Origin of the sequence: Emticicia agri (genome assembly GCF_004168285.1) — a bacterium.
Classification (GTDB): Bacteria; Bacteroidota; Bacteroidia; order Cytophagales; family Spirosomataceae; genus Emticicia; species Emticicia agri.
The window spans coordinates 1-24,953 of sequence record NZ_SEWF01000032.1; the positions used below are offsets into that span (position 1 = coordinate 1).

16 protein-coding genes and 1 riboswitch are annotated in these 24,953 nt (G+C 39.0%); of the genes, 5 read left to right on the top strand and 11 right to left on the bottom strand.

Features of this window, described 5'->3' with window-relative positions; translation table 11 throughout:
- The 9 genes from EWM59_RS18870 to EWM59_RS18905 form a co-directional block, all read right to left on the bottom strand.
- A partial coding sequence (locus EWM59_RS18870; RefSeq protein WP_130022813.1) for an Ig-like domain-containing protein occupies positions 1-7,490 on the bottom strand: 7,490 nt, incomplete at its 3' end.
- A 297-nt stretch (positions 7,491-7,787) separates the two neighbouring features.
- Positions 7,788-8,870, bottom strand: coding sequence for a type IX secretion system protein PorQ (porQ, locus tag EWM59_RS18875; RefSeq protein WP_165372225.1), 1,083 nt, complete (start codon positions 8,868-8,870; stop codon positions 7,788-7,790).
- Complete coding sequence (locus tag EWM59_RS27705; protein ID WP_165372226.1) at positions 8,797-9,519, bottom strand: hypothetical protein; 723 nt, start codon at positions 9,517-9,519, stop codon at positions 8,797-8,799. The genes porQ and EWM59_RS27705 overlap by 74 nt, the downstream gene beginning before the upstream one ends.
- Entirely contained in the window at positions 9,516-10,256 is a 741-nt protein-coding gene (locus EWM59_RS18880; RefSeq protein WP_130022815.1) for an LVIVD repeat-containing protein, read from the bottom strand. Before EWM59_RS18880 ends, EWM59_RS27705 begins: the two co-directional genes overlap by 4 nt.
- Positions 10,257-10,268: 12 nt before the next feature.
- Complete coding sequence (locus EWM59_RS18885) at positions 10,269-10,787, bottom strand: LVIVD repeat-containing protein (protein WP_130022816.1); 519 nt, start codon at positions 10,785-10,787, stop codon at positions 10,269-10,271.
- A 76-nt stretch (positions 10,788-10,863) separates the two neighbouring features.
- The gene (locus tag EWM59_RS18890) at positions 10,864-12,396 is read right to left on the bottom strand and encodes a bifunctional metallophosphatase/5'-nucleotidase (protein ID WP_130022817.1); all 1,533 of its coding nucleotides are present in this window, start codon (positions 12,394-12,396) and stop codon (positions 10,864-10,866) included.
- A 111-nt stretch (positions 12,397-12,507) separates the two neighbouring features.
- The gene (locus EWM59_RS18895) at positions 12,508-13,842 is read right to left on the bottom strand and encodes an ABC1 kinase family protein (protein ID WP_130022818.1); all 1,335 of its coding nucleotides are present in this window, start codon (positions 13,840-13,842) and stop codon (positions 12,508-12,510) included.
- 155 nt (positions 13,843-13,997) lie between these two features.
- Positions 13,998-14,642, bottom strand: coding sequence for a TetR family transcriptional regulator C-terminal domain-containing protein (locus tag EWM59_RS18900; RefSeq protein ID WP_130022819.1), 645 nt, complete (start codon positions 14,640-14,642; stop codon positions 13,998-14,000).
- Positions 14,643-14,673: 31 nt separating this feature from the next.
- Complete coding sequence (locus EWM59_RS18905) at positions 14,674-15,642, bottom strand: oxygenase MpaB family protein (protein WP_130022820.1); 969 nt, start codon at positions 15,640-15,642, stop codon at positions 14,674-14,676.
- 221 nt (positions 15,643-15,863) lie between these two features.
- Here EWM59_RS18905 and EWM59_RS18910 point away from each other — a divergent pair, with 221 nt between their 5' ends.
- The 4 genes from EWM59_RS18910 to EWM59_RS18925 all read left to right on the top strand — a co-directional run bounded on the left by EWM59_RS18910 (position 15,864) and on the right by EWM59_RS18925 (position 22,231).
- Positions 15,864-16,682, top strand: a complete 819-nt coding sequence (locus EWM59_RS18910; RefSeq protein WP_130022821.1) for a hypothetical protein — start codon at positions 15,864-15,866, stop codon at positions 16,680-16,682.
- Positions 16,683-16,831: 149 nt separating this feature from the next.
- Entirely contained in the window at positions 16,832-18,481 is a 1,650-nt protein-coding gene (gene pyrG, locus EWM59_RS18915; RefSeq protein WP_130022822.1) for a CTP synthase, read from the top strand.
- Between the two features lie 130 nt (positions 18,482-18,611).
- The gene (gene yidC, locus EWM59_RS18920) at positions 18,612-20,495 is read left to right on the top strand and encodes a membrane protein insertase YidC (RefSeq protein WP_130022823.1); all 1,884 of its coding nucleotides are present in this window, start codon (positions 18,612-18,614) and stop codon (positions 20,493-20,495) included.
- Between the two features lie 59 nt (positions 20,496-20,554).
- On the top strand, positions 20,555-22,231 hold the full coding sequence (locus EWM59_RS18925) for an ABC transporter substrate-binding protein (protein WP_130022824.1): 1,677 nt from the start codon (positions 20,555-20,557) through the stop codon (positions 22,229-22,231).
- A 171-nt stretch (positions 22,232-22,402) separates the two neighbouring features.
- Here EWM59_RS18925 and metK read toward each other — a convergent pair whose 3' ends face one another.
- The gene (metK, locus tag EWM59_RS18930; protein WP_130022825.1) at positions 22,403-23,695 is read right to left on the bottom strand and encodes a methionine adenosyltransferase; all 1,293 of its coding nucleotides are present in this window, start codon (positions 23,693-23,695) and stop codon (positions 22,403-22,405) included.
- Positions 23,696-23,762: 67 nt separating this feature from the next.
- A riboswitch (SAM-I-IV-variant riboswitch) is annotated at positions 23,763-23,878 on the bottom strand.
- 275 nt (positions 23,879-24,153) lie between these two features.
- On the bottom strand, positions 24,154-24,675 hold the full coding sequence (locus EWM59_RS18935) for a C40 family peptidase (RefSeq protein ID WP_130022826.1): 522 nt from the start codon (positions 24,673-24,675) through the stop codon (positions 24,154-24,156).
- A gap of 41 nt (positions 24,676-24,716) precedes the next feature.
- Here EWM59_RS18935 and EWM59_RS27710 point away from each other — a divergent pair, with 41 nt between their 5' ends.
- On the top strand, positions 24,717-24,881 hold the full coding sequence (locus tag EWM59_RS27710; RefSeq protein WP_165372227.1) for a hypothetical protein: 165 nt from the start codon (positions 24,717-24,719) through the stop codon (positions 24,879-24,881).
- Positions 24,882-24,953 lie beyond the last annotated feature (72 nt).

The following is a 24,953-nucleotide window of genomic DNA, read 5'->3' on the forward strand; positions in this document are numbered from 1 at the left end:
ACTGCCGCTGTAGTTACATTACTTATACTTGGATTCTGGCTTGTTGAACTATATGAATTCGGCCCTGACCAAGAGTAGCTTGTGCCACCTGATGAAGTCAGATTCAATGTTTGCCCTACGCAAACTGGTGTGTTTGAAGTGGCTGTTGGCGTTGGCAAGGCGTTGATGACTATCGAAGTAGTCGCTGTGGCACTACAACCATTGGCATTGGTTACAGTTACCGTATAAACTCCTGCCGCCGCTGCTGTTACATTATTAATGCTTGGGTTCTGGCTTGTTGAACTGTATGAGTTTGGTCCTGACCATGAATAAGAAGTTCCACCTGAAGCTGTCAGGTTTAAGGTTTTGCCCACACAAACAGGACTGTTTGAGCCTGAGGTTGGCGTAGGGGCAGCATTAACTGTAACTGTTACCTGAGCAACTGCCGAACATACTTTAGAGCCTCCCACAATCCATTCAGCGAAATTAAGTGTGGTTTCTCCACTTGTGGTGTTCGCTCCGTTCAGAAAAATATATCTTATTTCATCTCCTATTACATTTGGTGCAGGGCTGGCACTAATCACTCCATTGCCTGTCCCACTTACTACATTACCTTGATAAACCATTGAGCCGTTTTTCCAGATTTGCATTACTCCACCTTTAGAGCGGTCTGTGCAACAATCATTTCTGCTATCAAGGCTTAAAGATGTAATCAGGTAATCTCCTCCTAAATTATAACCTATACCCCAATCTTGGCCACCGGTTATTCTGGTGGCATGGAATGTATCTCCCCCTGTATTATCAACCCCATCAAATAAACTCTGCGGGCCGGCGTATGAAGCTGAAGAGTTAATATAATTAAAATTGGTACCACTATAAATTGACTGGTCTTTTACCAGATTTGTATAACTACTGTTGGCTTCATAAGCGGTTACTGTATAAACAGTACTTGTAGTCGGACTAACATTGATACTTGTCGTAGTTTCACCAGTACTCCATACATAACTTGTTCCTCCATTGGCTGTTAAAGTAGTGGATTGCCCTATACAGATAGCTGTACTTCCTGAAATACCGGGTGTTGGAGTCGGATTAACCGTTACATTGGCTGTTGCTGTAGCTGCGCAACCTTGAGCTGAAGTAACTGTAACGGTATAAACCCCTCCCATAGCCGTAGTTGCATTAGGTATAGTTGGGTTCTGAGATGTAGAACTAAAACCAGCGGGTCCAACCCAGTTATAGGTACTGCCACCAGTTGCTAATAAATCAATAGTATTACCTGCACACTCTACATCTCCGGTTGCGGTTACTGTAGGAATCGTGTTTATTGTAGCTGTTACTGCTGTCCGGGATGAACTCACGCAACCATTCACTGTACAGGTTACATAATAAGTAGTATTAATGCTGATACTTGGCGTAGTATAAGTAGTTCCGGTAGCTAAACTTGAGGTAGCTGTGGCAGAGGCGTACCAGGTTACTGTACCGCTACAACCTGTTGTACCTAAACTTACTGTTCCGGTGCCGCATCTGCTTCCGTTAACAGCAGTTGGTGCTGATGGTAAGTTATTCACTGTTACCCGTGTGGTGGCTGTGGCTGTACAACCATTCGCATCTGTAACGGTTACGGTATAAACTGTGGTAGAAGTAGGGCTGACAGTTTTAGAAGTACCGCTTCCCAAGCTATTACTCCAGGAATAAGTATAAGGACTGGTACCCCCTGAAGCATTGGCTGTTATAGTTGCACTACTACCTGTACAAATGGTCTGGTTAGCTGAAGGATTGATTGTAATTACAGGTACGGTCAAGGTTGTTTCAGTTCCATCGTAAGAGCAATCAGAATTAGCTAAGTTAGTTAATGAAGTGCCTACTACAATTTTGTATTTTCTGCCATTCATTGCCGCCGCGATAGTTGGCAATGTGTAAGAAACCGTATAGGCTCCTGAGGTAAATGTAGTTGATGCACCGCTTGTCAAATCAGTCCAGGTGGTTCCGCCATCAGTGCTTTGTTGCCATTTATAGTAGGTATATTGAGTATTACCATCCGTTACAGTAGCAGAAATGGTATGTCCGGTAGTGCCAATACATTTAGTTATATCAGCACTTTGCACAATACTTGGTAAACACTGAGTAATAGAGATATCGTCAATAACCCAGTCATTTCCCATCCCACCAGTTGCATTATTTCTGACACTGAATATTGATGTGGTAGCATTACCTGTAGTAAATGTAAAGCCCACTTTCTGCCAGCCAGTTCCTGTTATATCACCAGTAGTATATTTACCAACCCCATCAACCAGGAAGGTTAAGTTAGGTTTAATGGTACAACCTGAAGTATTAGCGGCAGGGCAAATATTATATATCCATAAACTATATTCGTATCTTGTATTCGGACATAGGTTTGTTACTGTTCTTTCAATCACAATATCAGGGTTATAAGAAGCATTAACAACCATCATATACCCGTTTACATCGCCTGTAGTATGGTCTTGTGTTAAAATATCCCAAGTTGTAAAGATATTTCCGCCAGCTGTTGCGCCATTATAATCTGTTGAATTCGTAATTGAATAATTACCATCATTGGGCGAGTCACTGGTTATAGGGGCATAACTATATTGTGTCTCACCTTGCACTAAAGAAGGGCCATTCTGAGAACTACCTGAACCAAAATCGCCACCTGGAAAGAGGTTTGAGCTTTTTGTAGTCGTACAAAGACCAGGAGGGCACGCAGGTCCGGTATTACCCACAGTTACTTTTCTTTCACTATAACAAAGTGGATTACCCCCTCGGGAAACTACTACATAATAAGTACCTTGCGATAAGTTTGATATAGTATTAGCAGGAGAAAGTGTAGAAACTTTCACATAGCTACGGCTTGTTGATGAAATCCACGAAACGTCATCTGTTCCTAAAACATTTTGCAAAACGATTTTACCATCAGTAGCAGAACAAGATGTGGCAGAAGTAGTGGTAGCACCAGTAAAATAAGAACTGGTTGAAGAAATAAGAACCGCTGATATAGTTCTACAAACAATCTTTGAAGTTTTGTCTCTGATAAATATGGTATAATAACCAACACCCAGACCTGAATAAGTCATCTCTGAATTATACCAGGTAATTCCATCCATACTATTTTCATAGTAAGGACCTGCACTATACTCTGTTACAAAAATATACCCGTCAGTTCCTGAGCATGTGGTCGGATTTGTTGGCGTTACGGCAACAGGTGTTGTACATATAGAGGCACAGCTGCTATTAATGACCATATTTGTGGTAGCTGTAGCTGTACAACCATTACTGGCAGTTACTGTTAGTGTATAAACACCTGCCATAGCACTCGTAGCACTGGTAACTAAGGGAGATTGCTCACTACTGCTAAAACCATTCGGGCCGCTCCATGAAAAACTTTCCCCGTTTCCTCCACCTATTAATTTGAAGGTTGTTCCCATGCAGTGGGCACCTGTATTGGATGCGCTTGCTGTTGGAGGCACCAAAACAGTAACTGTTAAAGCAGTGCGGCTTGAACTCACACAACCGTTTACTGTACAGGCAGCATAATAGGTAGTTGTTGAACCAACAGCAAGACTTGGTGTAGTATAATTTCCGGTTCCTAATACTGTTGAAGTAGTCGTATTGGCATACCAATTGACTGTTCCGGCACAATTAGATGCTGAAAGAGTTACAGAACCTGTTCCACAACGGCTAACAGAGCTTGTGGTAGGTGCAGCAGGGATAGGCTTAATAATTGCATCGGCTGACCCTCTGGTTGTACTTGCACAGCCGTTTATAGTACAGCTTACATAATAAGTAGTTGTACTTGAAATACTTGGTGTGGTATAGTTTGTTCCGGTTCCTGAACTTGTAGAAGTAGTGGCATTGGCATACCAGGTATAAGTGCCTCCACTACAACCTGAAGCCGATAGTGTTACTGTTCCAGAACCACAACGACTATTATCATTGCCTGTTGGCGCAGAAGGAATAGGCTTTACCAATACACTGGCTGTAGCTGTAGCCGTACAACCTGCGGCATTGGTTACAGTTACTGTATATACGCCCGACATTCCGGTTGTTCCGTTCGGAATAGTAGGGTTTTGTAAAGTTGAAGTAAAACTATTCGGGCCTGACCAGCTATAGGAAGTTCCGCCTGATGCACCTAAAAAAACCGTAGAGCCTTCACATTCGTTGTCTCCGGTTGTAGTTATGGTTGGTAAAGCATTAATAGTAGCGGTTGCTATGGCTCTATTACTGACACAACCATAATTACATTCAACATAATAATTGGTCGTACTTGAAATACTTGGGGTAGTAAAGGTGCTTCCTGAACCAATTGAAGAGCCACCCGTAGCGGCTGTGTACCAGGCATAGGTACCCGAACATCCGCTCGCAGAAAGTGTTACAATTCCTGTACCACAACGGCTTCCACCAACTGTGTTTGGTGCTGAAGGAGGAGCAGTAACAATGGCATTTATTGAACCTCTGGTAGTGCTTACACAACCATTCAAAGTACAACTTACATAATAAGTAGTAGTGGTTGAAATGCTTGGGGTAGTATAGGTAGCACCAGTTCCTAAACTTGCTGAGGTAGTAGCATTGGCATGCCAGGTATAAGTACCACTACAACCGGTTGCTGTCAAGGTAACTGTTCCTACATCACAGCGGGCTACATCTGCTCCACTTGGTGCGCCAGGAATTGGTTTAACCAACACGCTGGCTGTGGCAGTAGCCGTACAACCTGCTGCATTGGTTACAGTTACTGTATATACACCCGACATATTGGTTGTACCATTAGGTCTGGTCGGGTTTTGTAAAGTTGATGTAAAACCATTTGGTCCTGCCCAGTTATAAGAGGTTCCGCCTGACGAGGCTAAAATAACTGTCGAACCTTCACATTCAATATCACCTGTAGCAGTAGCTGTAGGATTAGGATTTACAGTAGCTGTAACTGCCGATCTGCTACTTAAACACCCAAAGTTACATTCAACATAATAAGTGGTGGTGCCTGAAATACCTGGCGTATTAAAGGTACTTCCTGAACCAATTGAAGAACCACCTGTAGCAGTTGTGTACCAGGCGTAAGTGCCAGCGCATCCACTTGCTGAAAGAGTTACCGAACCTGTACCGCAACGGCTACCATCTACGGTAACAGGGGCTGAAGGAGGGGAAGTAATAATGGCATCCATTGAACCCCGGCTTGTACTCACACAACCATTTACTGTACAGCTTACATAATAGGTAGTCGTACTTGAAATACTTGGGGTAGTATAACTTGCCCCAGTACCCAAACTTGTTAAGGTAGTTGTATTGGCATACCAGTTATAGGTACCTCCACTACAACCTGTAGCTGTTAAAGTAACTGTACCTGTACCACAGCGAGCTACATCTGAACCTGTAGGTGCTTCCGGAATTGGGGTTACTAATACATTGGCTGTGGCAGTAGCCGTACAACCCGCGGCATTGGTTACAGTTACAGTATATACACCCGACATATTGGCTGTACCATTGGCTCTGGTCGGATTCTGTAAAGTAGAAGTATAACCATTCGGGCCTGCCCAGCTATAAGAAGTTCCACCTGTGGCACCTAAAATAACTGTAGAGCCTTCACATTCTGTATCTCCGGTTGCTGTGGCAGTCGGATTAGCGTTTACTGTAGCGGTAGCCGATGCACGGCTACTTGTACACGAACCAACATTACATTCAACATAATAGGTAGTTGTACTGGAAATACTCGGGGTCGTAAAACCACTGCCAGTGCTTAAAGAAGAACCTCCGGTAGATACATTATACCATCTGTATGTGCCTGAACAACCGCTTGCTGTAAGAGCAACTGTACCTGTACCACACCGACTGGCTCCGGTAGCACTTGGCGTAGAAGGAGCCGCCGAAACTGTAACTGCAGTAGTAGCCGTATAAGTACCACTACAGCCGCTGAATGTTACGGCTAAAGTATAAGTACCGCTCATAGCGGTAGTGGCATTGGTTCTGGTCGGATTCTGTGAGGAAGAGGAGAAGCCTCCCGGCCCGGTCCATTGATAGGTGGCTGCTGTTGGGTTAGCAGAGCCTATCAGGTTTAATGTTTGTCCTACACAAAGAGGTTCATTGCTATCTGCTGTTACCGTAGGTGTAGTTGTAGTTAAAGTGATATTGCTTGAAGTAGTACAACCATATACATCTTTAATAGTTACTGTATAGGTACCTGCAGCTAATCCCGTAAATTCATTGCTATCCTGAAATGAACCACTGCCTAATTTATACTGGTAAGTTGGTGTTGTTACAGAAGATGAAGCAAATGGTCTGATGGCGTCAATCGGTATAACCTCAGAAGGGGCAGTCGTCGACTCCCCCGGTTTTGCCCATCCTACTGCCATATTATCTCCTCCGCCGCCTTCTTTGTAGATAGCTTCAATATAATAGATTTCCCCGGCTACCAGACTAATGGCTGCTGACTTCTGTGTAGAAAACTTATTCCATTCCCGTACACCTGTATAACTCGTATGATAAGCAATTCTGGTTCTATTAGCAGCACTGGACGTAGTACTTAGCCAGAGTTCACTATTGTCGTCAGAAGCAATCCAGAAATAATAGGTTCCTGTTTTAGTGGGTGTAATATATCCAATTATCCGACCACCAAAATTATCATCCTGATCGGTCTCTGCTTCCATAGTCGTCAATGAAGAAGTACTGGTCGGGCTATTCGGATAATTGGCATTGCTGGTAAGGTTTGCTACTGTTGAGCCGCTGATGCCGCTCCATTTCTGGAAAGTAATACTTCCTAATCCAATAATTCCATCACTACCTGTGGCGGTGATGGTTCCATTACTTGCGCCACACGTAGGGTTAGTTCTTGACAAACTTACCTGCGGCAACATATTTACTGCTACCAATATTGTATTTGAGGGTAGCCAGGTTGTACACTCATATCTTCTTGCTAAACGGCGAAAATAAGTTAAGGTAGAGATTGTTGGAGAGTCATAAGTAGCACTGGTTGCTCCTGAAATATCTGTCCATGTATAATTATCTGTACTCGACTGCCATTGATAATAGAGTTGCTGGCTACCACCAGATGCCGATGCGTAGTTATTAAAAGCGGCCGGATTAACCGAAGTAGCACAAAAAATCTGGATTGTCTGGTTATCGCTGGTGCTTATATAGCCCGCAGAGGTAACGTTACTACAAGCTACTGCGTCGCCATTCACATAATTGGCAGGTAAGTTTCTGTGAAAGAATTTTTCGCCTTCATTAAAGATTTTGCTTTCTTCTCCGGTAGTATTGGCTAAAGAGAATATAGCGGCATTCTGGTCTGACAGACCTGAATTAATATTTGCACCGACTGAAAGTAAACCCTGATTTGCTGATGATAAAAGAGAATTTTGCGCAAGAGCAGAAGAAAAAACACTAAAAAGAAGACAGACACTCAGACCTATGGCACACTTATAGTTAACATAAGTCTGCCAAAAGAGGCTTCTCTTTAAATCAATGAATTTAGGAGAGCAATAGTTATTTTCTATTACAATGGACACCTAATTTTTATATGCTTTTTTTGAGTTGGGTATATTGAGAGACTAATTAAAAAATGTTTAGGTTTGCCTCTATGTATCCTTATAAAGCAAATGCCATGCCATTGACAAAAAATATTATCAAGCGGATACACCAAAAATTATAAACACCTGATAATCAGCAATAAAAAAATTACAATCCACCTAAAAAAGCGGGAGAAAGAAAGTGATAAAAACAGTTGGAAGAAGCTAAAGAAAAAGCGTAAAGACTTAACAAAAAACTTACCAGTTTTGTATTATTCTTTTATAAAGAAGAAACTATTACCGCAGTAAAGCCCATAGTACACTAAACGTAAAATAACCTTTACCCGTAGTAAGTGCCGAGCGTGAAAATGAAAATCCGAATTGCTTGATTCGTAGATTGGCACCAAAACAGAAGCCGCCTGCGCCCCCTAAAGAATTAACAGTAAGCTCCTGATGGCGCAGGTGGTTGTATCCGGCAAGCAGATGGAAGTTTTTATGAATCAAAATTTCAGTTCCGACTACCAGATGGCGAAGTACCTTATCTGCCACAGATATTTTTTCAGGAACTTTATTGCCCTGATTATCAAAGGTATAGTTAAATGCAGGGTCGTTATAGGCTATATCAAAAACGTAGAGATGATGGGCTGTAAGTGAAAATCTTACAGGCATATGGGCAGGCTTGAAAGAGGCACCAATCTGTAAATCAAAGGGTATGTCATGCTTAATATTTCCATAGCTTTTTATAACAAACCCGATATTTTTTGCCACAACACCAAAGTTCAAATCGTATTCCGGATGGTTAAACGTACCTCCCCAATCGGTAAGTATCGCCATTGAATTATACGATTCCAGAACAGACCCGACTAACCGGGCAGTGATGCCAAAAGATATATTGTTGATTCTTCTGGCATGGGTAATACCCAGTGAAAAATCATTTGCCAAAAACTCGGCAGTTGGGTTACCAACTGCATCAGTTCCCTGAAAAGTACCATAGTTCAGGTTTTGCAAACTAATGCCCCATTGACATTTATTATTAGCTTTTTTAAACTTTGGCGAATAATTGAGTGCAAAAAAATTACTTTGTGCCAGATATGGTGAGTAGTTTATACCCAATTGTCCTTGTTGAGAGGAGTCCAGCAAGGCGGGGTTAACGGTATGCAAATTAATATCCTTATCGAAAAGTGAAGCATTTACACCACCTAAAGCATTCAGGCGTGCATTATTGGTTAGTGTAAGAAAAGAAAAGCTATTCTGTGCATTTGCGTCACTGCCTGAAAAACAAATTACTGAAAAAAATATGAATGGTCTAAAAAATGAGGTAGCCGATTTTAAGGCCCAATGCCAGGTGGGGTATGTTGTAGTTTCTGTCTCTGTATCCAAGCCCTGAGTTGCTGAGTAAACCATCATTATAATAAAAAAAATCATTCGACATATCGCTCTGTAAAGATTCACTCGGGTCATGATGATTAATCATGATTCTCCTTAAACCTGCACCCACATAAAAATCAAATACAAAGTTGGTATTTTTTTTCAATTCATTACGGATTCTTATCTGATATCCGACTTTTGCGCTTATCCCTACCACATATTTATTGATAGGATAATTGACCATTTCATAATAATTGCATAGCCCGGATTCACATTCCCGGCCTATACTCCTATCTGACCTGTCGTTGATTTGCTTATAAAACAACTCATAAGCTACATATCTTCCGGTAAGCGCGCTAGTAGGTCTATATCTTCTTGCTTCTATCTTGGCACGGATATTTTCTCTGAATCTGCTTTGAGTAGTGCCCAGAGAAGCTGTCCAGAAATTAGCTTCTGCTGTACCATACCCAAATTCTTCCGATAAAGTCCATCTGTTTCCTTTCAGCCGATGTTCTATAGCAAACTGAAAAGTATTATCAATGTCTAAAAAAGCCAGCGGTGCCAGCTTCAAGGCAAGATGCTTTTTCCGGAGAGTATCTTGAGCTAATGATTGATTTAAAAATACTAAAACGAACAACCAGCTATATATGGTATATCTCATGATTCTATCGGAATTTTACTCAGCAGTTTCAGTTCATTCTGTGCATTGTAGCTGTATTGGTAGATACCCTGTTTTCCGGTAATAATCAATACGTTAGCGTCAGGGATAACATCAAATGCAGTAAAATCTTCAAAAGTTTTGATTAACTTCAAGTCGTTAGGATTGGTTTTGTCAAATACTTTCAACCCGAAATCGCCTTCCGTTACAAACAAAAGTTTACCATCTACACCTAAGCCATGTGGATTCTGCATAGGATAGCTTTTTACTAACTGCGGTCTGCTCATATCTCTGATGTCAACAACATCTAAAGCATTTAAGCCCCGGTTACAATTATTGCCACTGCGCAGGGTTACATACGCATAGTTACCTTCGGCCACAACAGGGTCACAGGATACAATGTGAGAATATACGGCTACTCTTGCAGGCTCTTCGGGATTAGCTATACTGAAAATAAACATACCGGTTTGTGTACCCACTAACAGATGCCCCTCAAAAGGGAAAATAGTTTCAACAACTGTATTGAGCGGCACTCTTTTAATAAAAGTTGGATTTTCGGGCTCAGTAATTCTAAAAACCTTTAATGACTGGCTATCTACAATATATAAATAATCTTTGGCAATCGTAAAGCGGGCAGTAGAGCCTCCCCTACCAGTATTTGCACTGTCTGTGCCAACATAATCTGATTTACAGGCATATATCAGAAATAGCAGAATCAGACTACAGATAATTTTTCTCATAACTTTCATGATTTATCTGAAACATTTAGGATTGGTTAGTTCGACATACTCCCATGCTTTTACATACCCTTTACTTGGGTCAACACATTCAAACTTCCCCCGTTCATTCGGATAACTCGGATATGGAAATGCCTTTTCGACACGCTTCAAAACCTTTACACTATTCGGGTTTGAAATATCAATACTTACTAAATCATCGCCATTATCTGCATACAGAATGTTATCCTTAATTGAAATATCTTTGTTGACAGGAATTGAAAGAAAAGCAACAGGCTTGGGGTTGGTTTTATCTGAATTATCGAAAATATGGATACCCTCGCCTGATTCATTGATGTAGAGGTACTTACCTTTTATATAAATTTTACCGGGGCTGGTCAGCCCTCTGGCTTGCTGAAGTTCTATTTTGCGGATACTTGCGTAGTCGGTGTAAACAGGTCTGTAACCCATCACTTTTTCATTGGCTGCTTTCTCTTCTTCAGAAATGCAGCTACTCATCAGGGCGATTATTACCAAAAAGTACAGTTTTCTCATAATAATATGTGTTAAAAACAGAACTTACTCTCTATCTACTATGACAACAATCGCCCCGGAATGGTTGGAAAAAACTTTAGTTTTTTTTCAGATAGGCAATTACCGTTTTTCTGATGTCATTCCGCACATCACCATCTGAAAAAGAATCATTTACAGAAATAATATCAGGATTTGTTTTTACAAAAAAGTCAAGATTGCGCTCCTTACCTGTCAGTAGAAAATCGCTCGTTACTACTTTATATTCCTGGTTTACATCAAGCAATTTTCCGTTGATTTTCCATTCTTTTTTCGTCTCATCATAACTGATTTTATCCCATTGCAGATAACCTCCGCTTCCTTTGTTTTGCATACCAGTCTGTAATATTCTTTCTAATAAACGGCCACGCATTTTTACTTCAATTACTTTTCCGCCAAAAGGCAGTATGCGCAATACATCTAACTGGGTAAGTTTGCCAGCAACCACATCATCTATTCTGATAGAGCCACCATTGAAAAAGGCACAATCTATAGCATCAGGTGTAGCGGTGGTCATGGCTTTGGCAATCATGTTACCCATCGCACACTGCTGATTTCTGACAGTTGACTCATGCCCATCTAAAGGCTCTTTTAAATCGGTAATTACTTCGTTTTTATCAATGCCAATGGCTTTAAAACTGGCATCAGCAATATCTTCCCATTTTTTTACTACTACTGCCGCTTCTGCATTATCAACTATGGTATCATCTATTTTCTGCAATTCTGATTTTACTGTGGCCTGATGTTTAGCTTTGTTGTAAACAATTCTATGGACATAGGCAGTTTTGGCATTAGCATCTGCTTTAGCCGTCGTTACATTGCCTATTTTTTCAATCATATGCTCATGGTCGTGTCCGCCCATAATCAGTTTTACTTCCGGCAACATACTAGCCAGTGTCATATCGTCAACTTTATTAAGGTGTGTCAGGGCCACTACAAAATCACATTGCGGCTTTAATTCATTATAGGCTTTTTTAGCTGATTCAAAAAAATCATCGTACCAGACATAATCTTTCGGGTTCGATGGCAACACTACGCCAAACATTCCCATTTTTACGTCTTGACCTTTAGCATTTTTAAAAGTAAAGATTTGTGTTTTCGGAAAAGGCACTTTGGTGCCATTTACTACCTTACCAAAAGGCTCTAACTTACCGTTAATCTTCTCTAAGGCATTGGTATTTAGCCAGTTAAATTTCGATTCGTTGATTCGTTCCTGTAAATCTTTCTCGTCTAAATCAAATTCATGGTTGCCAAAGCATACCCAGTCTACACCTGCTGCATTCATAGCATCTACCATTTGTCTGCCTTTAATTCCCTTGCCTTCATATCTTAATGTACCTGTAACTGATGGACTCAAAAAATCGCCGGAAAGCACCGTAATTGTATTCGGATTTTCTTTTAATAATTCCTGCCTTACAGTAGCTACTCTCGCCATACCCCCTACTTTACCATTGTCTAAAGGCGATATTTCATATACATCATTCAGATGTAAGAAAGTAACAGCTACTTCGTCGGGGTTGGTTTTACCGACTTTAGCCGTGCGACAGGCACCGAATAATACGATTAAAGACAGAAAAAGGAAAAGTTTTTTCATCGAATCAACAATTATGAATGATTAAAAATAGGTTACAAAGGTATTTAAACGAAAACGCTTATAAAGTACAAAACTCTATAAGCGTTTCAAATGTATAGAAAAAGCCTTGATTTATACTAACTCTCCTTTCAAATGCTGAGGTGTTACCCAATCGGGCTTGGTAGTACGGATATTGGCTTTTAAGTCATTTAATAGGGTATAAAGCCCAAAATAGGTACGGTTGACATATAGCCCATGTTGTGAACCACGTGCCGAATTACCGTTTTTCAATTCGGGCATTTTTGAAATAAAATCCAAAAACTGATAAATTTCATCTACATAGCCCGATGCACCAAAATCGAAGGAATGAGAGTCGAAAGGACGACCTAATAAACGAATCATCTGTTTGAATATATCAGCAAACAAAGCCTGTTCTTTGGGTGAGTCTTCTTTCAGCAAGAAATCCAGTTCCCAGAAAATTTTCTGGATTTTTTCTTCATCATTCAATGTATCAGGGTTCATCAAAGCAAAATAATTCTGATAATAATCGTCAGGAATTACTTTGATACAGCCAAAATCTAATACGCCTAATCTACCGTCAGCAGTCATCAGAAAATTGCCCGGATGAGGGTCTGCGTGCACTTTACGAAGTGTGTGCATCTGATAATCATAAAAATCCCATAGTGCCTGCCCAATCTGATTCCTGATTCCCTGCGAGGGGTTGGTCTCTAAAAATTCTTTCAGATGCATTCCTTCTATCCAATCCATAGTCAGAATCCGGTTAGATGAAAACTCAGGATAATATTTCGGAAAAAACAAATGCGGTATATGGGCACAGGCTTCTGTAATCTCAACAGAACGCTTCAATTCCAAATCATAGTTCGATTCTTCTAACAATCGTTCTTCTACCTCTTTAAAATATCGATCAATTTCAGCATCGTTCAGACTCAGCAATTGCACTGCCAGAGGACGAGCCATTTTTAAATCAGAACTAATACTTTCTGCTACGCCGGGGTACTGTATTTTTACAGCCAGTTTTTTGCCGTTTTTATAGGCTAAATGTACTTGCCCAATAGAAGCGGCGTTTTCAGCCTTTAATTCAAACTTATCAAACATTTCAGCCGGAGATTTCCCGAAATACTGTCTGAAAGTTTTAATAACCAAAGGAGACGACAAGGGCGGTGCCGAATACTGTGCCATCGCAAATTTATCTGTGTAAGCCCTCGGTAAAAGATTTTTATCCATACTCATCATCTGAGCTACTTTCAGGGCACTGCCCTTGAGGTTGCTCAAAGTTTCATACACATCAGTGGCGTTGTCTTTGTGCAATTCCTCCTTGCTTAATGAAGGGTCTAAAATCTTTTTACTATAATGTTTTATATAGTTTCCTCCTACTTTTACACCTGCCTTTACAAACTGCGTGGCTCTGGCTACTTTAGAGGTAGGTATTTTATCTTGTGGGTTCATGTGTTAATGGTGAATTATCTTGAACTGTGATTTACCTGATTTGATGATTTCTCTGATACTGGTTAAATAGATTGTGAATGAATTATGTAACCTCTCGATGTTCTTATTATAAGAAATCAGCGCAATCATCAAATCAGGTAAATCAAAGTTCAAGACTAAATTCTTCTGTTATGAAATAAAAATTTACCTAAATCAAATAAAGAATCTAAGGGCGAACGGCCTAATAAATCGAAGGCAGTATTAACCGACTTCTCAATCATGGTATCGGTTTTTTCGAAAGCCTTACTGGTATCATTAATCCAGAAGTCTAAGATAAATAAGGTCTTACCCCAGAATAAGTCGGGATAACGCTGAGTGATTTGCGGAAGCGGGCGTTGCTCTATTTCTTTGGTTTCACGAGCCTCTAATACCAGTTCATTGATATAATCGTAGAAGGCAACTTTAAAATCTGTGAGTTGAATATTACGCTTCATATAAACAGGTTTCTGAAATCCTTCATACGATTTCAGGATAAAACTTCTGTTTTGTTTGAGAACTTCTACCCACGTATAGAAAAAGGCCAGTACTTTTTCACGAACCGAATACTCGCCATACACTTCCTCGTCCTGTGCCGTCGTAATCGTATCTAAAAAGAAGCCTTTCCAGATTTCGCTTTCTATCTGAGGAAACGAAGTGTATTCTTCATAAAAAGCAGCTTCTTTGATTTTCAGTTTTTTAGAGAAAGCATAAACTGATTCAGGTTGAGTACCCTTGTCAAGAATATGCTCTATGTAGGCTTGTTTGATTTTATCTTTAGTCATTGATGTTAAATTAGAATTGTCCATTTTGTCTTCAGTTTCCGAAGAATCTCGATAATAAAACAGAAGTAGTATTATGTACTTTCAACAAAGTGTCAGGAATATTTGTTTCTTTTACACCCAGCATTTCTGCATATTTTTCGCCCAGTAAAAATCTTGATTGCGCCTGTAGTATATCAGCAGCAAACGAACCCGGGCTTATGCCTCTTATAGCCTGCATCAACGATTCTGTTAATGCCTGACTTTCAGCCGATTGTCTGAATTGTCGTTCAGCAATTAACCGTTCAAGTTTAATGGCATCCTGTTCGCTGGCAGGTAATAAATCATTCTCAATACCTAATAAAAAACTAATCATATTCCAGGCGTGCAGATAGGCTCTTTCGTAGGTACTATCAATACTATAGCCCAGTTTTCGCATACCTCTCAATACAATCAGCGAAAATGCCAGATTAGTGCCCAGCATATCTTCCTGATTAATCGGGTGTCCCCATGCCATGTCCCATCTCTGGCTGTGTAGTGTAAAAAATCTGATGGCTGCGTGCATCAGTCTTACTTTGGTACAAATGGCAAATATTTTATTACTCGTCCAGTTATCATAATTCATTACTGCTTTCAGAAAATTACCTGTTTCAACCAACCGGTTATAAGTATCTTTCCTGATTCTTTCTGATAAATACAATACTCTGGCACCGTCGGCACCTAAGTAGCAATAAGGCAAAGCATACAGTCCTAAGATTAACCCGATGGTCTGCTGATTTTGCCGATAAAAATCCGTAGCCCGAATGAGCTCTTTTTTATTGAAAAAATCAGGGAAAGAAGAATTTTCAGCTAAGAAGTCTTGCAATAGCTGTGGTTGACTTTGAAAACTAAGTTTTTTAAAATCTGACAGAAATGGCATTAAGTTACGAAGAAAACTTATGCTCTCTTGCGCTACTAAATCCTGTATCAGGGCATCTGCCTTTCTATCTCCTATTAATCGATAATTCGCTAACTGGTTTTTCATTATTGCAACTCTTGTATATATATAAACGCCTTGCCTGAAAGAATAGTTTTCCCTAATCACTAATATAGTTTAATAGGAAAAGTAGTAAGGTTATGGTGTCTGAATAGCTTTATTTGTAATTTTACAGGAAATCATGGCAGGGTAAATTAAATTTGTATCCTGACTATTTCCTGCATGATATTTGCTTTGTTTAATCATCTGATTCATATAATTTGTTACACATGCCCGTTCATAAGTCATTATATATTTTACTGCTGTTAGTCTTTCTTACGTTCGCTTGCAAGAATCGTTTAGATGTATTGGCCAGAACAGGAGAAGGCGAGACTAAAGAAACGGAATTGTGTTTATTGAAAAATGCGAGTCATGGGCATGGCATTGTTTATAATTTCGACTACGACACTAAAAAACTCATGACCTCCTTAGAGGGCTTTGCCGATTTTGACAGGATTTCTTATGAAAACGGCTTACCTGTTAAAGCCGAAAACTCAAGAGATAAAAGCTATTATATTCTGTTTCAGTATGATGCCAAAGGAGGGCTATCAACTATTAATTTTGTTGGTAAAGACAGTGCAGGCAAGCCTTTTGAGTTTAAGAGCAATGCCTATGTAAACACTAAAAAACAGGTAGAACGTATCAATTTATCGCTTCCTATTTTTGAAGATATTCTTGAAACTACCATTACGTATGATAAAGCCGGGAATGTTGCTAAAATAAGCATTATAAAAGACGGCAAAACAAATACGCTATTAGAAAACCTGAGTTTCGATGATAAAAACTCGCCTTACCTTGGTTTACCTTTATCTAATGTGATGCTGTATTTTGTTATCTTTTCAGCAAGTGTAGGCACAGAAAATACCACCTATTTTATCAATAAAAACAACGTAACTTCGGCTAAAGTCTATTCCATCAACGGAGACATTAGTTATAATTACCAGTACGACTATAACGACAAAAAGTTTCCGACTAAAACCAGAATTACCCGCAAATACAACGGTAAAGATGAAAATTATCATGAGAGTTTTTCTTATAACTGTCCATAATAAAGAAATATCTGGAAATTTAATTAAAAGAACAAGCCTCTGATAGTCAGGACTTTAAGGTAAAAAGCAAAAACTTCTCAAATTTTACCCGAAAGAGTTCGACAAAAAATCGTACCTTTGTATCCCGTAATCAAAGATATTAAGACAACATGTCAATGAACGGGCAACCCCGAAATCCGAAGTATATTTTCGTTACGGGCGGCGTAACTTCATCACTTGGAAAAGGCATTATCGCTTCTTCTTTAGCCAAACTCCTCCAATCAAGAGGCTTATCCGTAACTATTCAAAAGTTTGACCCCTACATCAATGTAGATCCAGGTACACTGAACCCTTATGAGCATGGCGAATGCTATGTAACTGATGATGGTGCCGAAACCGACCTTGATTTAGGCCATTATGAGCGTTTCTTAAATGTTCCTACTTCACAAGCCAACAATGTAACCACCGGACGCATCTATTATAATGTAATTATGAAAGAGCGTAAGGGAAATTACTTGGGAAAAACTGTGCAGGTAATCCCTCATATCACCGATGAAATCAAAAGAAACATTCTTCAGTTAGGAGAAACAGGTAATTTTGATATTATCATTACCGAATTGGGTGGTTGCGTGGGCGACATCGAATCGCTTCCTTATGTAGAAGCAGTACGTCAGTTAAAATGGGATTTAGGTTCAGATAATCTGCTTGTTATCCATCTGACGCTCGTACCTTATTTACAATCGGCAGGTGAGTTAAAAACAAAACCGACACAACACTCGGTTAAAATGCTACAGGAATCAGGCGTACAGCCGGATATTATTGTTTGCCGCACCGAACACCCGCTTCCGCAAGATATTCGTAGAAAAATAGCACTTTTCTGTAATGTAGAGCAAAATTCTGTGATTGAGGCAATGGATGCTGAAACGATTTATGATGTGCCTTTGTTGATGCAGAAAGAAAAGCTCGACCAGAGAGTATTGTATATGTTAGACATCTATAACGACCAGGATGCTGACATGGATGCCTGGAAGGGTTTCTTAGGCAGATACAAGAATCCGATTGAAGAGGTGCGTATTGGTTTAGTGGGCAAATATGTAGAGTTAAAAGATGCGTATAAATCAATTGCCGAATCATTTATTCATGCAGGTGCAGCTAACGAATGTAAAGTAAATATTGAGTGGATTCACTCTGAGAGCCTTACTCCTGAAAACATTGCAGAAAAATTTGACGGGCTTGATGGTGTATTAGTAGCTCCGGGTTTCGGCGAAAGAGGAATTGAAGGCAAAATAGCTGCAGTACGCTATGTAAGAGAAAACAACATTCCGTTTTTTGGTATCTGTTTAGGTATGCAGATGGCTTGTATTGAATTTGCCAGAAACGTAATTGGTATGCCTGAAGCACATTCAACCGAAATGGCACCGGATACCGAATTTCCGGTAATTGACCTGATGGAAGAGCAGAAAAATGTAACTGATAAAGGTGGTACCATGCGCTTAGGTGCTTATGCTTGTAAACTAAAAGACAAGACATTAGCCAAAAAAATCTATGGCAAAGCCAATATCAGCGAGCGCCACCGTCATCGTTGGGAGTTCAATAACAAGTATCAGAAAAATTATGAAGCTGCAGGTATGGTTATTTCAGGTATTAATCCTGACAGCGGATTGGTAGAAATAGTAGAATTGCCTAATCATCCTTATTTTATAGGTGTACAATTTCACCCTGAATTAAAAAGTACGGTAATGAACCCTCACCCACTCTTTGTTAACTTCGTGAAAGCAGCTATAGAATACGCTTCCAACAAGAAATTAGTACTTAGTTAATTAGTGTTTAAATCTTTGAACGCCAAGCGCTTAGAGAAAGCCTAATAATTAGGAATTATTATGAATGTTTGCGACTTTTGTAGGGCAATTTGAATTGCAAAGTGGATTTTTTACGAATTATAAATTTTTAATGGAAAAATTAATAGACAAAAACCAGATAATTGGTATTGTATTGTTGTTGGCAATGTGGGCTGGATATATGTATTTTATGCCTTCAACTCCCCCTCAAGAGCAAAAACCAGCAATTCCGGCAGATGCAACAAAACTAACACCTAAAAATGCTCCTATTACCGATACTACAGCTATTAAAGCCGCATTTGGTGATTTTGCATCAGCAGCTATCGGAACTGCACAAGATATAGTTATCGAAAATCAGGATACCCGTTTTGTGTTTACTACACAGGGAGGAGATATAAAAGAGGTTACGCTGAAAAATTATTCTGCCTACGGCGATTTCAAAGCAGGTAATAAAAAACCTTTGACCCTTTTTGATAACAAGACTTCGACCATTAATCTTGAGATTCAGACCAATAAAGGGAAAGTAGATTTAAAGAAACTGTTTTATACATCTGCCAATCAATCGACAGTATTAAAAGCAGGCGATTCTACCAGACTGGTATTCAAATCTGCTTTGGCTGATAATCAATATGTAGAGCAGGTATATACCATTAAAGGTACGGGGTATACTGTTGATTATGATGTAAATCTGGTAGGCTTAGATGCCGTTGTACAAAATCAGCCTGCCCGTTTATTCTGGCAAGATAACCTGAAAGTATTAGAGCATGATATTAACGAAAACCGAAAAGCAGCTCAAATCAACTATTGGGATGCGAAAGAAGATGATTTTGACGATATTGGCTCTAATAAAATAGGCAACGACGAAATAAATCTGGTTGACCCTATTCAATGGTTTTCGTTCAAGCAAAAATACTTCATTACAGGTTTTGTAGCTAAAAATCAGGCAATGGCTACGCCTAAGTTTAAACTGACTACTCCTGAAACAAACCCCAATGTAGTAAAGATTGCAGAAGTAGAGGCAAATCTGCCTATTGCTGATTTGAAAACAGGTAAAGGCAATTACCGTTTCTATTTCGGGCCTAATGATTATAACCTGGTTAAAACAGTGGCTACGGGTTTCCACAGAAACGTATATTTAGGTTATGACTTTGTAAAACCTATTAACCGCTACATTTTTGTACCTTTATTTAACCTGGCCGAAAACCTTATCAGTAATTATGGGTTATTAATTATAGTGGTGGTATTGGTAATTAAACTGGTGCTTACACCACTGATTTACAAGTCTTATATCAGTTCGGCTAAAATGCGTATTCTGGCACCTGAACTAAGCGAGATTCGCGCAAAGGTGGGTGATGACCAGGTGAAAATGCAGCAGGAACAAATGAAGCTTTACCAGCAAGTAGGTGTGAATCCCCTGAGTGGTTGTGTACCTATGTTGTTGCAGATGCCAATTCTGATGTCGGTATTCTTTTTGTTTCCGAACATGATTATGTTCCGTCAGAAAAACTTCTTGTGGGCTTCTGACCTTTCAACTTACGATTATCCGATCAGCTGGGCTACTGACCTCCCGATTATTGGTAATCATATCAGTTTGTTTGTGGTACTAATGACCCTATCGAGTTTGGCGTTTACGTATTATAATAACCAGATTACCCCAGACCAGCCGGGTCCTATTGATATGAAGAAATTAAGCTATGTATTTCCGATAGTTTTCTTCTTTGTTTTAAATAGTTTTCCGGCGGCATTAAGTTTTTACTACCTTGTTTCAAACGTTATCACTATTGCGCAACAACAAATTGTACGCCGATTCGTTGATGAAGATAAAATTCGGGGGATTCTGATGAATAATAAGATAAAATATCAGGCGAACCCACAGGCTGCTAAAAAAGGAAAGTTTGCGCAGTTTATGGAAAACCAGGTAAAAATGGCCGAAGAAAGCCGCAGACAACAGGAAGAGTTGAAAAAGAAACAACAACAACCGAATAAAAAGAAATAATTTATATTGCGTGTGAGGTATCCTTACACGCAATTCATATAAATCCCTTGAACCAACCTATGAGAAGGACAAAAAATATTTTCATTTTTTTATTCCTATCATATGCTGCCATAGCGCAACAGCAAGCTGGTCTTAGCGACAATGATTATTTGCTGCGATATAAGAAAGCTGTGCAATTTTACGCCGACCAGAAATATATTGAGGCAAGAGAACTACTTTTACCGCTCACCAATAAGAAATACGAAAACACGGTTTCCCCTTACGCACATTATTATTATGCGCTATCAGCTTTTAAACTGAATAAATTTTATGATGCCCGTACTATTCTGAAACAGCTTTTCGACCGCTTTCCAGACTGGAGAAAGATGGAAGATGCTACTTATTTATATGCCAATATTGCTTTTGCTGAAAATAAGCCGGAAGAAGCCTTACAGGCACTCAACCGTATTACTTCTAAAGCCTGGAGACAGGAGATTGAGAATATGGAGTATGTGTATCTGAGCAAAATTAAAGAACTAAGCCATTTAAAACAACTTTATAAAACATCGCCTGATAATCCGGTACTTGCTCAGCTGATAGTTGACCATATTCAGAATAGTAAAAATGTAAGCAGAGAAGATTTAGAATTATCTGACCAATTAACCAACCAGTTTAAGTTAGGAGGAAATTCGGATAGTAAATCTTCAAGAAGAACGAAAAAAGAAGATGATAACGCTATCAATGTAGCGGTTATGTTACCCTTTCGCCTGTTTGAGTTTGACCCAAACAGAACCAACCGTTCCAACCAGTATATCTATGATATGTATGCGGGCATGAAACTGGCACAAGAAAAATTAGCCAATGAGCAAATCAATGTTAACTTATACGCTTTTGATATAGAGCGTGATGTAAAACATGCCAACGAAGTAGTGGGTAACCGTGGTTTTGATAAAGTGGATATGATTATTGGGCCGCTGTATCCGGAAGTAAACAAAGTAGCTAATAATTTTGTCAAATCTAACGATGCTATACAGATACATCCGTTATCGAATAACCTTCAATTGGTAAGTAATGATAAAAATACCTTCTTAGCTTCTCCTTCTTACGAAACTCAGGCTGCCAAAGCTATTGAATATATTGCTAATGAAAAATCGGCACGTTCGGTAAGCATTTATTATGGTAATAGCCGTAAAGACTCCACTTTTGCCTATATATACCGAGATAAAGCTATGGAAAAAGGGTTGAAAGTATTAGCTATTAAAAAATACCTGAATGCCGATAATATTGATGCTAAACTTAAGCCTGATCATATTTTTATTTCAATCAGTGAACAAAACTTAGGGGCTAAAATTATAAGTGCTTTAGACAAAAAAAGAGTTAGCTCCCCTATTATAGCAGCGTCGACGGCTTTTGACTTTGAAGGCTCTTCTCTTAATATCTTTAACAGAGAGTTGTATCTGATTCAGTTAGACTATATGGACAGAGAAAAAGAAGAGGTAAAAAATTTCAGAAGTGCCTATATCAATAGCCAGAATATTGCGCCATCTTATTATAGTTACTGGGGATACGATATGTTGCTGTTTTATGGCCGAATGTTAAAATCAGGTAAAAATAGGCTTCGAAGCAATTTAGATGCTATTGAATATACCCAAGGTTATACACTTGACGGCTTTGATTATACCAGCCACTCTAATGAAAATAAGATTGTACCTATTATAAAATACCAAGATGGTAGGTTTATTGAAGTAGCAAGATAAATAGCATACATATAGTAAAAACAAAAAAGGTGCCTTCCAGCACCTTTTTTGTTTTTACTATCTTCAAAATGTCAAAAATTTCATTTATTTCAAAACATACTGAAAATTCAATATACAAAAAAATAAGGAGGATATGAGCCCTCCTTATTTTTTATATACAATTTGGGCAAATCAAATTCCGAAAGTTTCTTTCACTTTCTCAACAAAATCTAATTTTTCCCAGGTAAATAGTTCAACATCTACAACTTTCTCACCTTCAGGTCCTTTAAACACCTTTCTAACCCACTCTGACTCACGACCCATGTGTCCGTAAGCAGCCGTTTCAGAGTACATCGGATTACGCAATTTCAAACGTTGTTCGATAGCATAAGGACGCATATCAAATATTTTCTCTACAATCCTTGCAATCTCTCCGTCCGAAAGTTTTTTACCGTTTTCGCCTTTTACTTTAGCAGTGCCATAAGTATTTACAAAAATACCACAAGGTTTAGCTATACCAATCGCATAAGATACCTGCACTAAAATTTCGTCGCATACGCCGGCAGCCACCAGATTTTTAGCAATATGGCGGGTAGCATAAGCAGCAGAACGGTCAACTTTTGATGGGTCTTTGCCTGAAAAAGCACCACCACCGTGCGCACCTTTTCCGCCATAGGTATCAACAATAATTTTACGACCTGTTAATCCTGTATCACCATGCGGGCCACCTATCACAAATTTTCCGGTTGGATTAATGTAATAAGTAATCTGGTCGTTAAACAATTTACGTAACGATGGCTTTAACTTAGCCTTTACACGAGGAATCACGTAATTAATGATGTCTTTGCGGATAGTCGCCAACATTGCTTCGTCTGTACCGAAATCATCGTGTTGAGTCGAAACTACAATGGTATCTATTCTAACAGGCTTGTTAGTATCTGTATATTCAATCGTTACCTGAGATTTTGCATCAGGTCTCAGGTACTTAATACGTTTGTTTTCACGACGAATGCTGGATAATTCCTGTAAAATTTTGTGTGCCAGATCTAAAGCCAGAGGCATATAGTTGTCGGTTTCACGAGTAGCATAACCAAACATCATTCCCTGGTCTCCTGCACCTTGGGCATCAGCTTTTTCTTCAAAATTTTTCTCATCTGCTGTGCGGTCAACACCACGGTTAATATCATCGGATTGTTCATGAATCGCTGATAATATACCGCATGAATTGGCTTCGAACATATACTCTGATTTAGTATAACCAATTTTTGAGATTACATCACGGGCAATTGTTTGTACATCAAGGTAGGTTTTAGTTTTTACTTCACCTGCCAAAACCACTTGACCTGTTGTTACGAGTGTTTCGCACGCAACTTTAGAAGAGGGGTCAAACGCCAGAAAATTATCAATAAGAGCGTCAGAAATTTGGTCAGCAACTTTGTCCGGGTGACCTTCCGATACTGATTCGGAAGTGAATAGGTACGCCATAAATCTTATTTAGTTTTAAATGATTTGCAAAAAGTGTATGCTAAAACTCTATGCTATGCAGAAGGAAAAAAGAAACTGTTTTTGACAAACAAGCATCTGAAAACTTGTTGCCCGCATCTTTTTACCACCGTAGTGTTTCTACTCGGTTGGATTTCCGCAAAAGGGAATTTCTTGATACTTCTACAAAGTACGGCATTTAGCAAAACAAATGCAAAATTTAGCATGGAAATATATCTATAATACATTATTTGCCTACCGAAATTATCTTTAAATAAATTCTATAATGGAAAATTTATCTATAAAAACAGCATGAATACCGATATTTTCACCTTTATGTATTCTTCTGTAAAACCTTTGCATTTACAAAAAAACAAAGAGTTACTTTGTAGATAAAGCAACTCTTTGTTTGGGAAAATAAATATTTTCTAAACGAATATTTGGCAAAAATACTATTTACCTTATTTCAGACTATCTATTACACGTCGGATTCCTGCAAAACGTGAAGCGTAATATTTTTCTTTTAAATAGCTGATACTAACCCCGGTTTTGCAGGCTGAATGAATAAATTTCAGGCCATTTTTATCAGATTCCAGCACAATACCTACATGAGATACCTCATCTTTTCTGTTAGCATTGATTTTGAAAAATATCAAATCGCCGGGTAGCGCATGTTCGGGCGTTGTCTGATAGCCCATTTTAAAAAGGTCTATACTACGATGGCTGAGTTTCATGCCAAATTTGGCAAATACGTAGTTTACTAAACCGGAACAATCAAATCCTTTGAGTGTTTTGCCGCTCCATAAATAGCGGATGCCAATAAGCTTTCGGGCGAATCGTTGTAGGTCGTCGGTTAATTTTGAATTACTCTTTTTATCGCTTACCTCGTTCGGTGAAGTTGTGGGGGATTTTGGAAGGTCATTAGCTTTGGAAGCCAATGATGAAACGACTAACAACGAACCCAATACATATTTTTTTAACATTATATATTGATTTGGTTCTGCTACAAAATTAGACAAATACAATGCCTAAGTCCAAAAAAACGATGCAAATAGGCAATTTATTGTCAACGAATCACAAAAAAGTACAATTTTCTTTTAGAAATAAGAAGGAAAGCGATGATGAGCCGGAGGATTTTTCTGAATCAGGTGCGGAATACAAAATATTAATTATAGGTAAATATTTGTAAAAAATTCCGTAAAAAAAAATGTTAGTTAAAAAAACTTAAAATTTACATTCATAATAGAAAATATATTTATCT

Excerpts from the sequence above, each read along its gene's own strand:
- EWM59_RS27705 (WP_165372226.1), bottom strand. The coding sequence starts at position 9,519 with ATGAGATATACCATATATAGCTGGTTGTTCGTTTTAGTATTTTTAAAT.
- EWM59_RS18880 (WP_130022815.1), bottom strand. The coding sequence starts at position 10,256 with ATGAGAAAAATTATCTGTAGTCTGATTCTGCTATTTCTGATATATGCC.
- EWM59_RS18885 (WP_130022816.1), bottom strand. The coding sequence starts at position 10,787 with ATGAGAAAACTGTACTTTTTGGTAATAATCGCCCTGATGAGTAGCTGC.
- EWM59_RS18890 (WP_130022817.1), bottom strand. The coding sequence starts at position 12,396 with ATGAAAAAACTTTTCCTTTTTCTGTCTTTAATCGTATTATTCGGTGCC.
- EWM59_RS18895 (WP_130022818.1), bottom strand. The coding sequence starts at position 13,842 with ATGAACCCACAAGATAAAATACCTACCTCTAAAGTAGCCAGAGCCACG.
- EWM59_RS18900 (WP_130022819.1), bottom strand. The coding sequence starts at position 14,642 with ATGACTAAAGATAAAATCAAACAAGCCTACATAGAGCATATTCTTGAC.
- EWM59_RS18905 (WP_130022820.1), bottom strand. The coding sequence starts at position 15,642 with ATGAAAAACCAGTTAGCGAATTATCGATTAATAGGAGATAGAAAGGCA.
- EWM59_RS18910 (WP_130022821.1), top strand. The coding sequence starts at position 15,864 with ATGCCCGTTCATAAGTCATTATATATTTTACTGCTGTTAGTCTTTCTT.
- pyrG (WP_130022822.1), top strand. The coding sequence starts at position 16,832 with ATGTCAATGAACGGGCAACCCCGAAATCCGAAGTATATTTTCGTTACG.
- yidC (WP_130022823.1), top strand. The coding sequence starts at position 18,612 with ATGGAAAAATTAATAGACAAAAACCAGATAATTGGTATTGTATTGTTG.
- EWM59_RS18925 (WP_130022824.1), top strand. The coding sequence starts at position 20,555 with ATGAGAAGGACAAAAAATATTTTCATTTTTTTATTCCTATCATATGCT.
- metK (WP_130022825.1), bottom strand. The coding sequence starts at position 23,695 with ATGGCGTACCTATTCACTTCCGAATCAGTATCGGAAGGTCACCCGGAC.
- EWM59_RS18935 (WP_130022826.1), bottom strand. The coding sequence starts at position 24,675 with ATGTTAAAAAAATATGTATTGGGTTCGTTGTTAGTCGTTTCATCATTG.
- EWM59_RS27710 (WP_165372227.1), top strand. The coding sequence starts at position 24,717 with ATGCCTAAGTCCAAAAAAACGATGCAAATAGGCAATTTATTGTCAACG.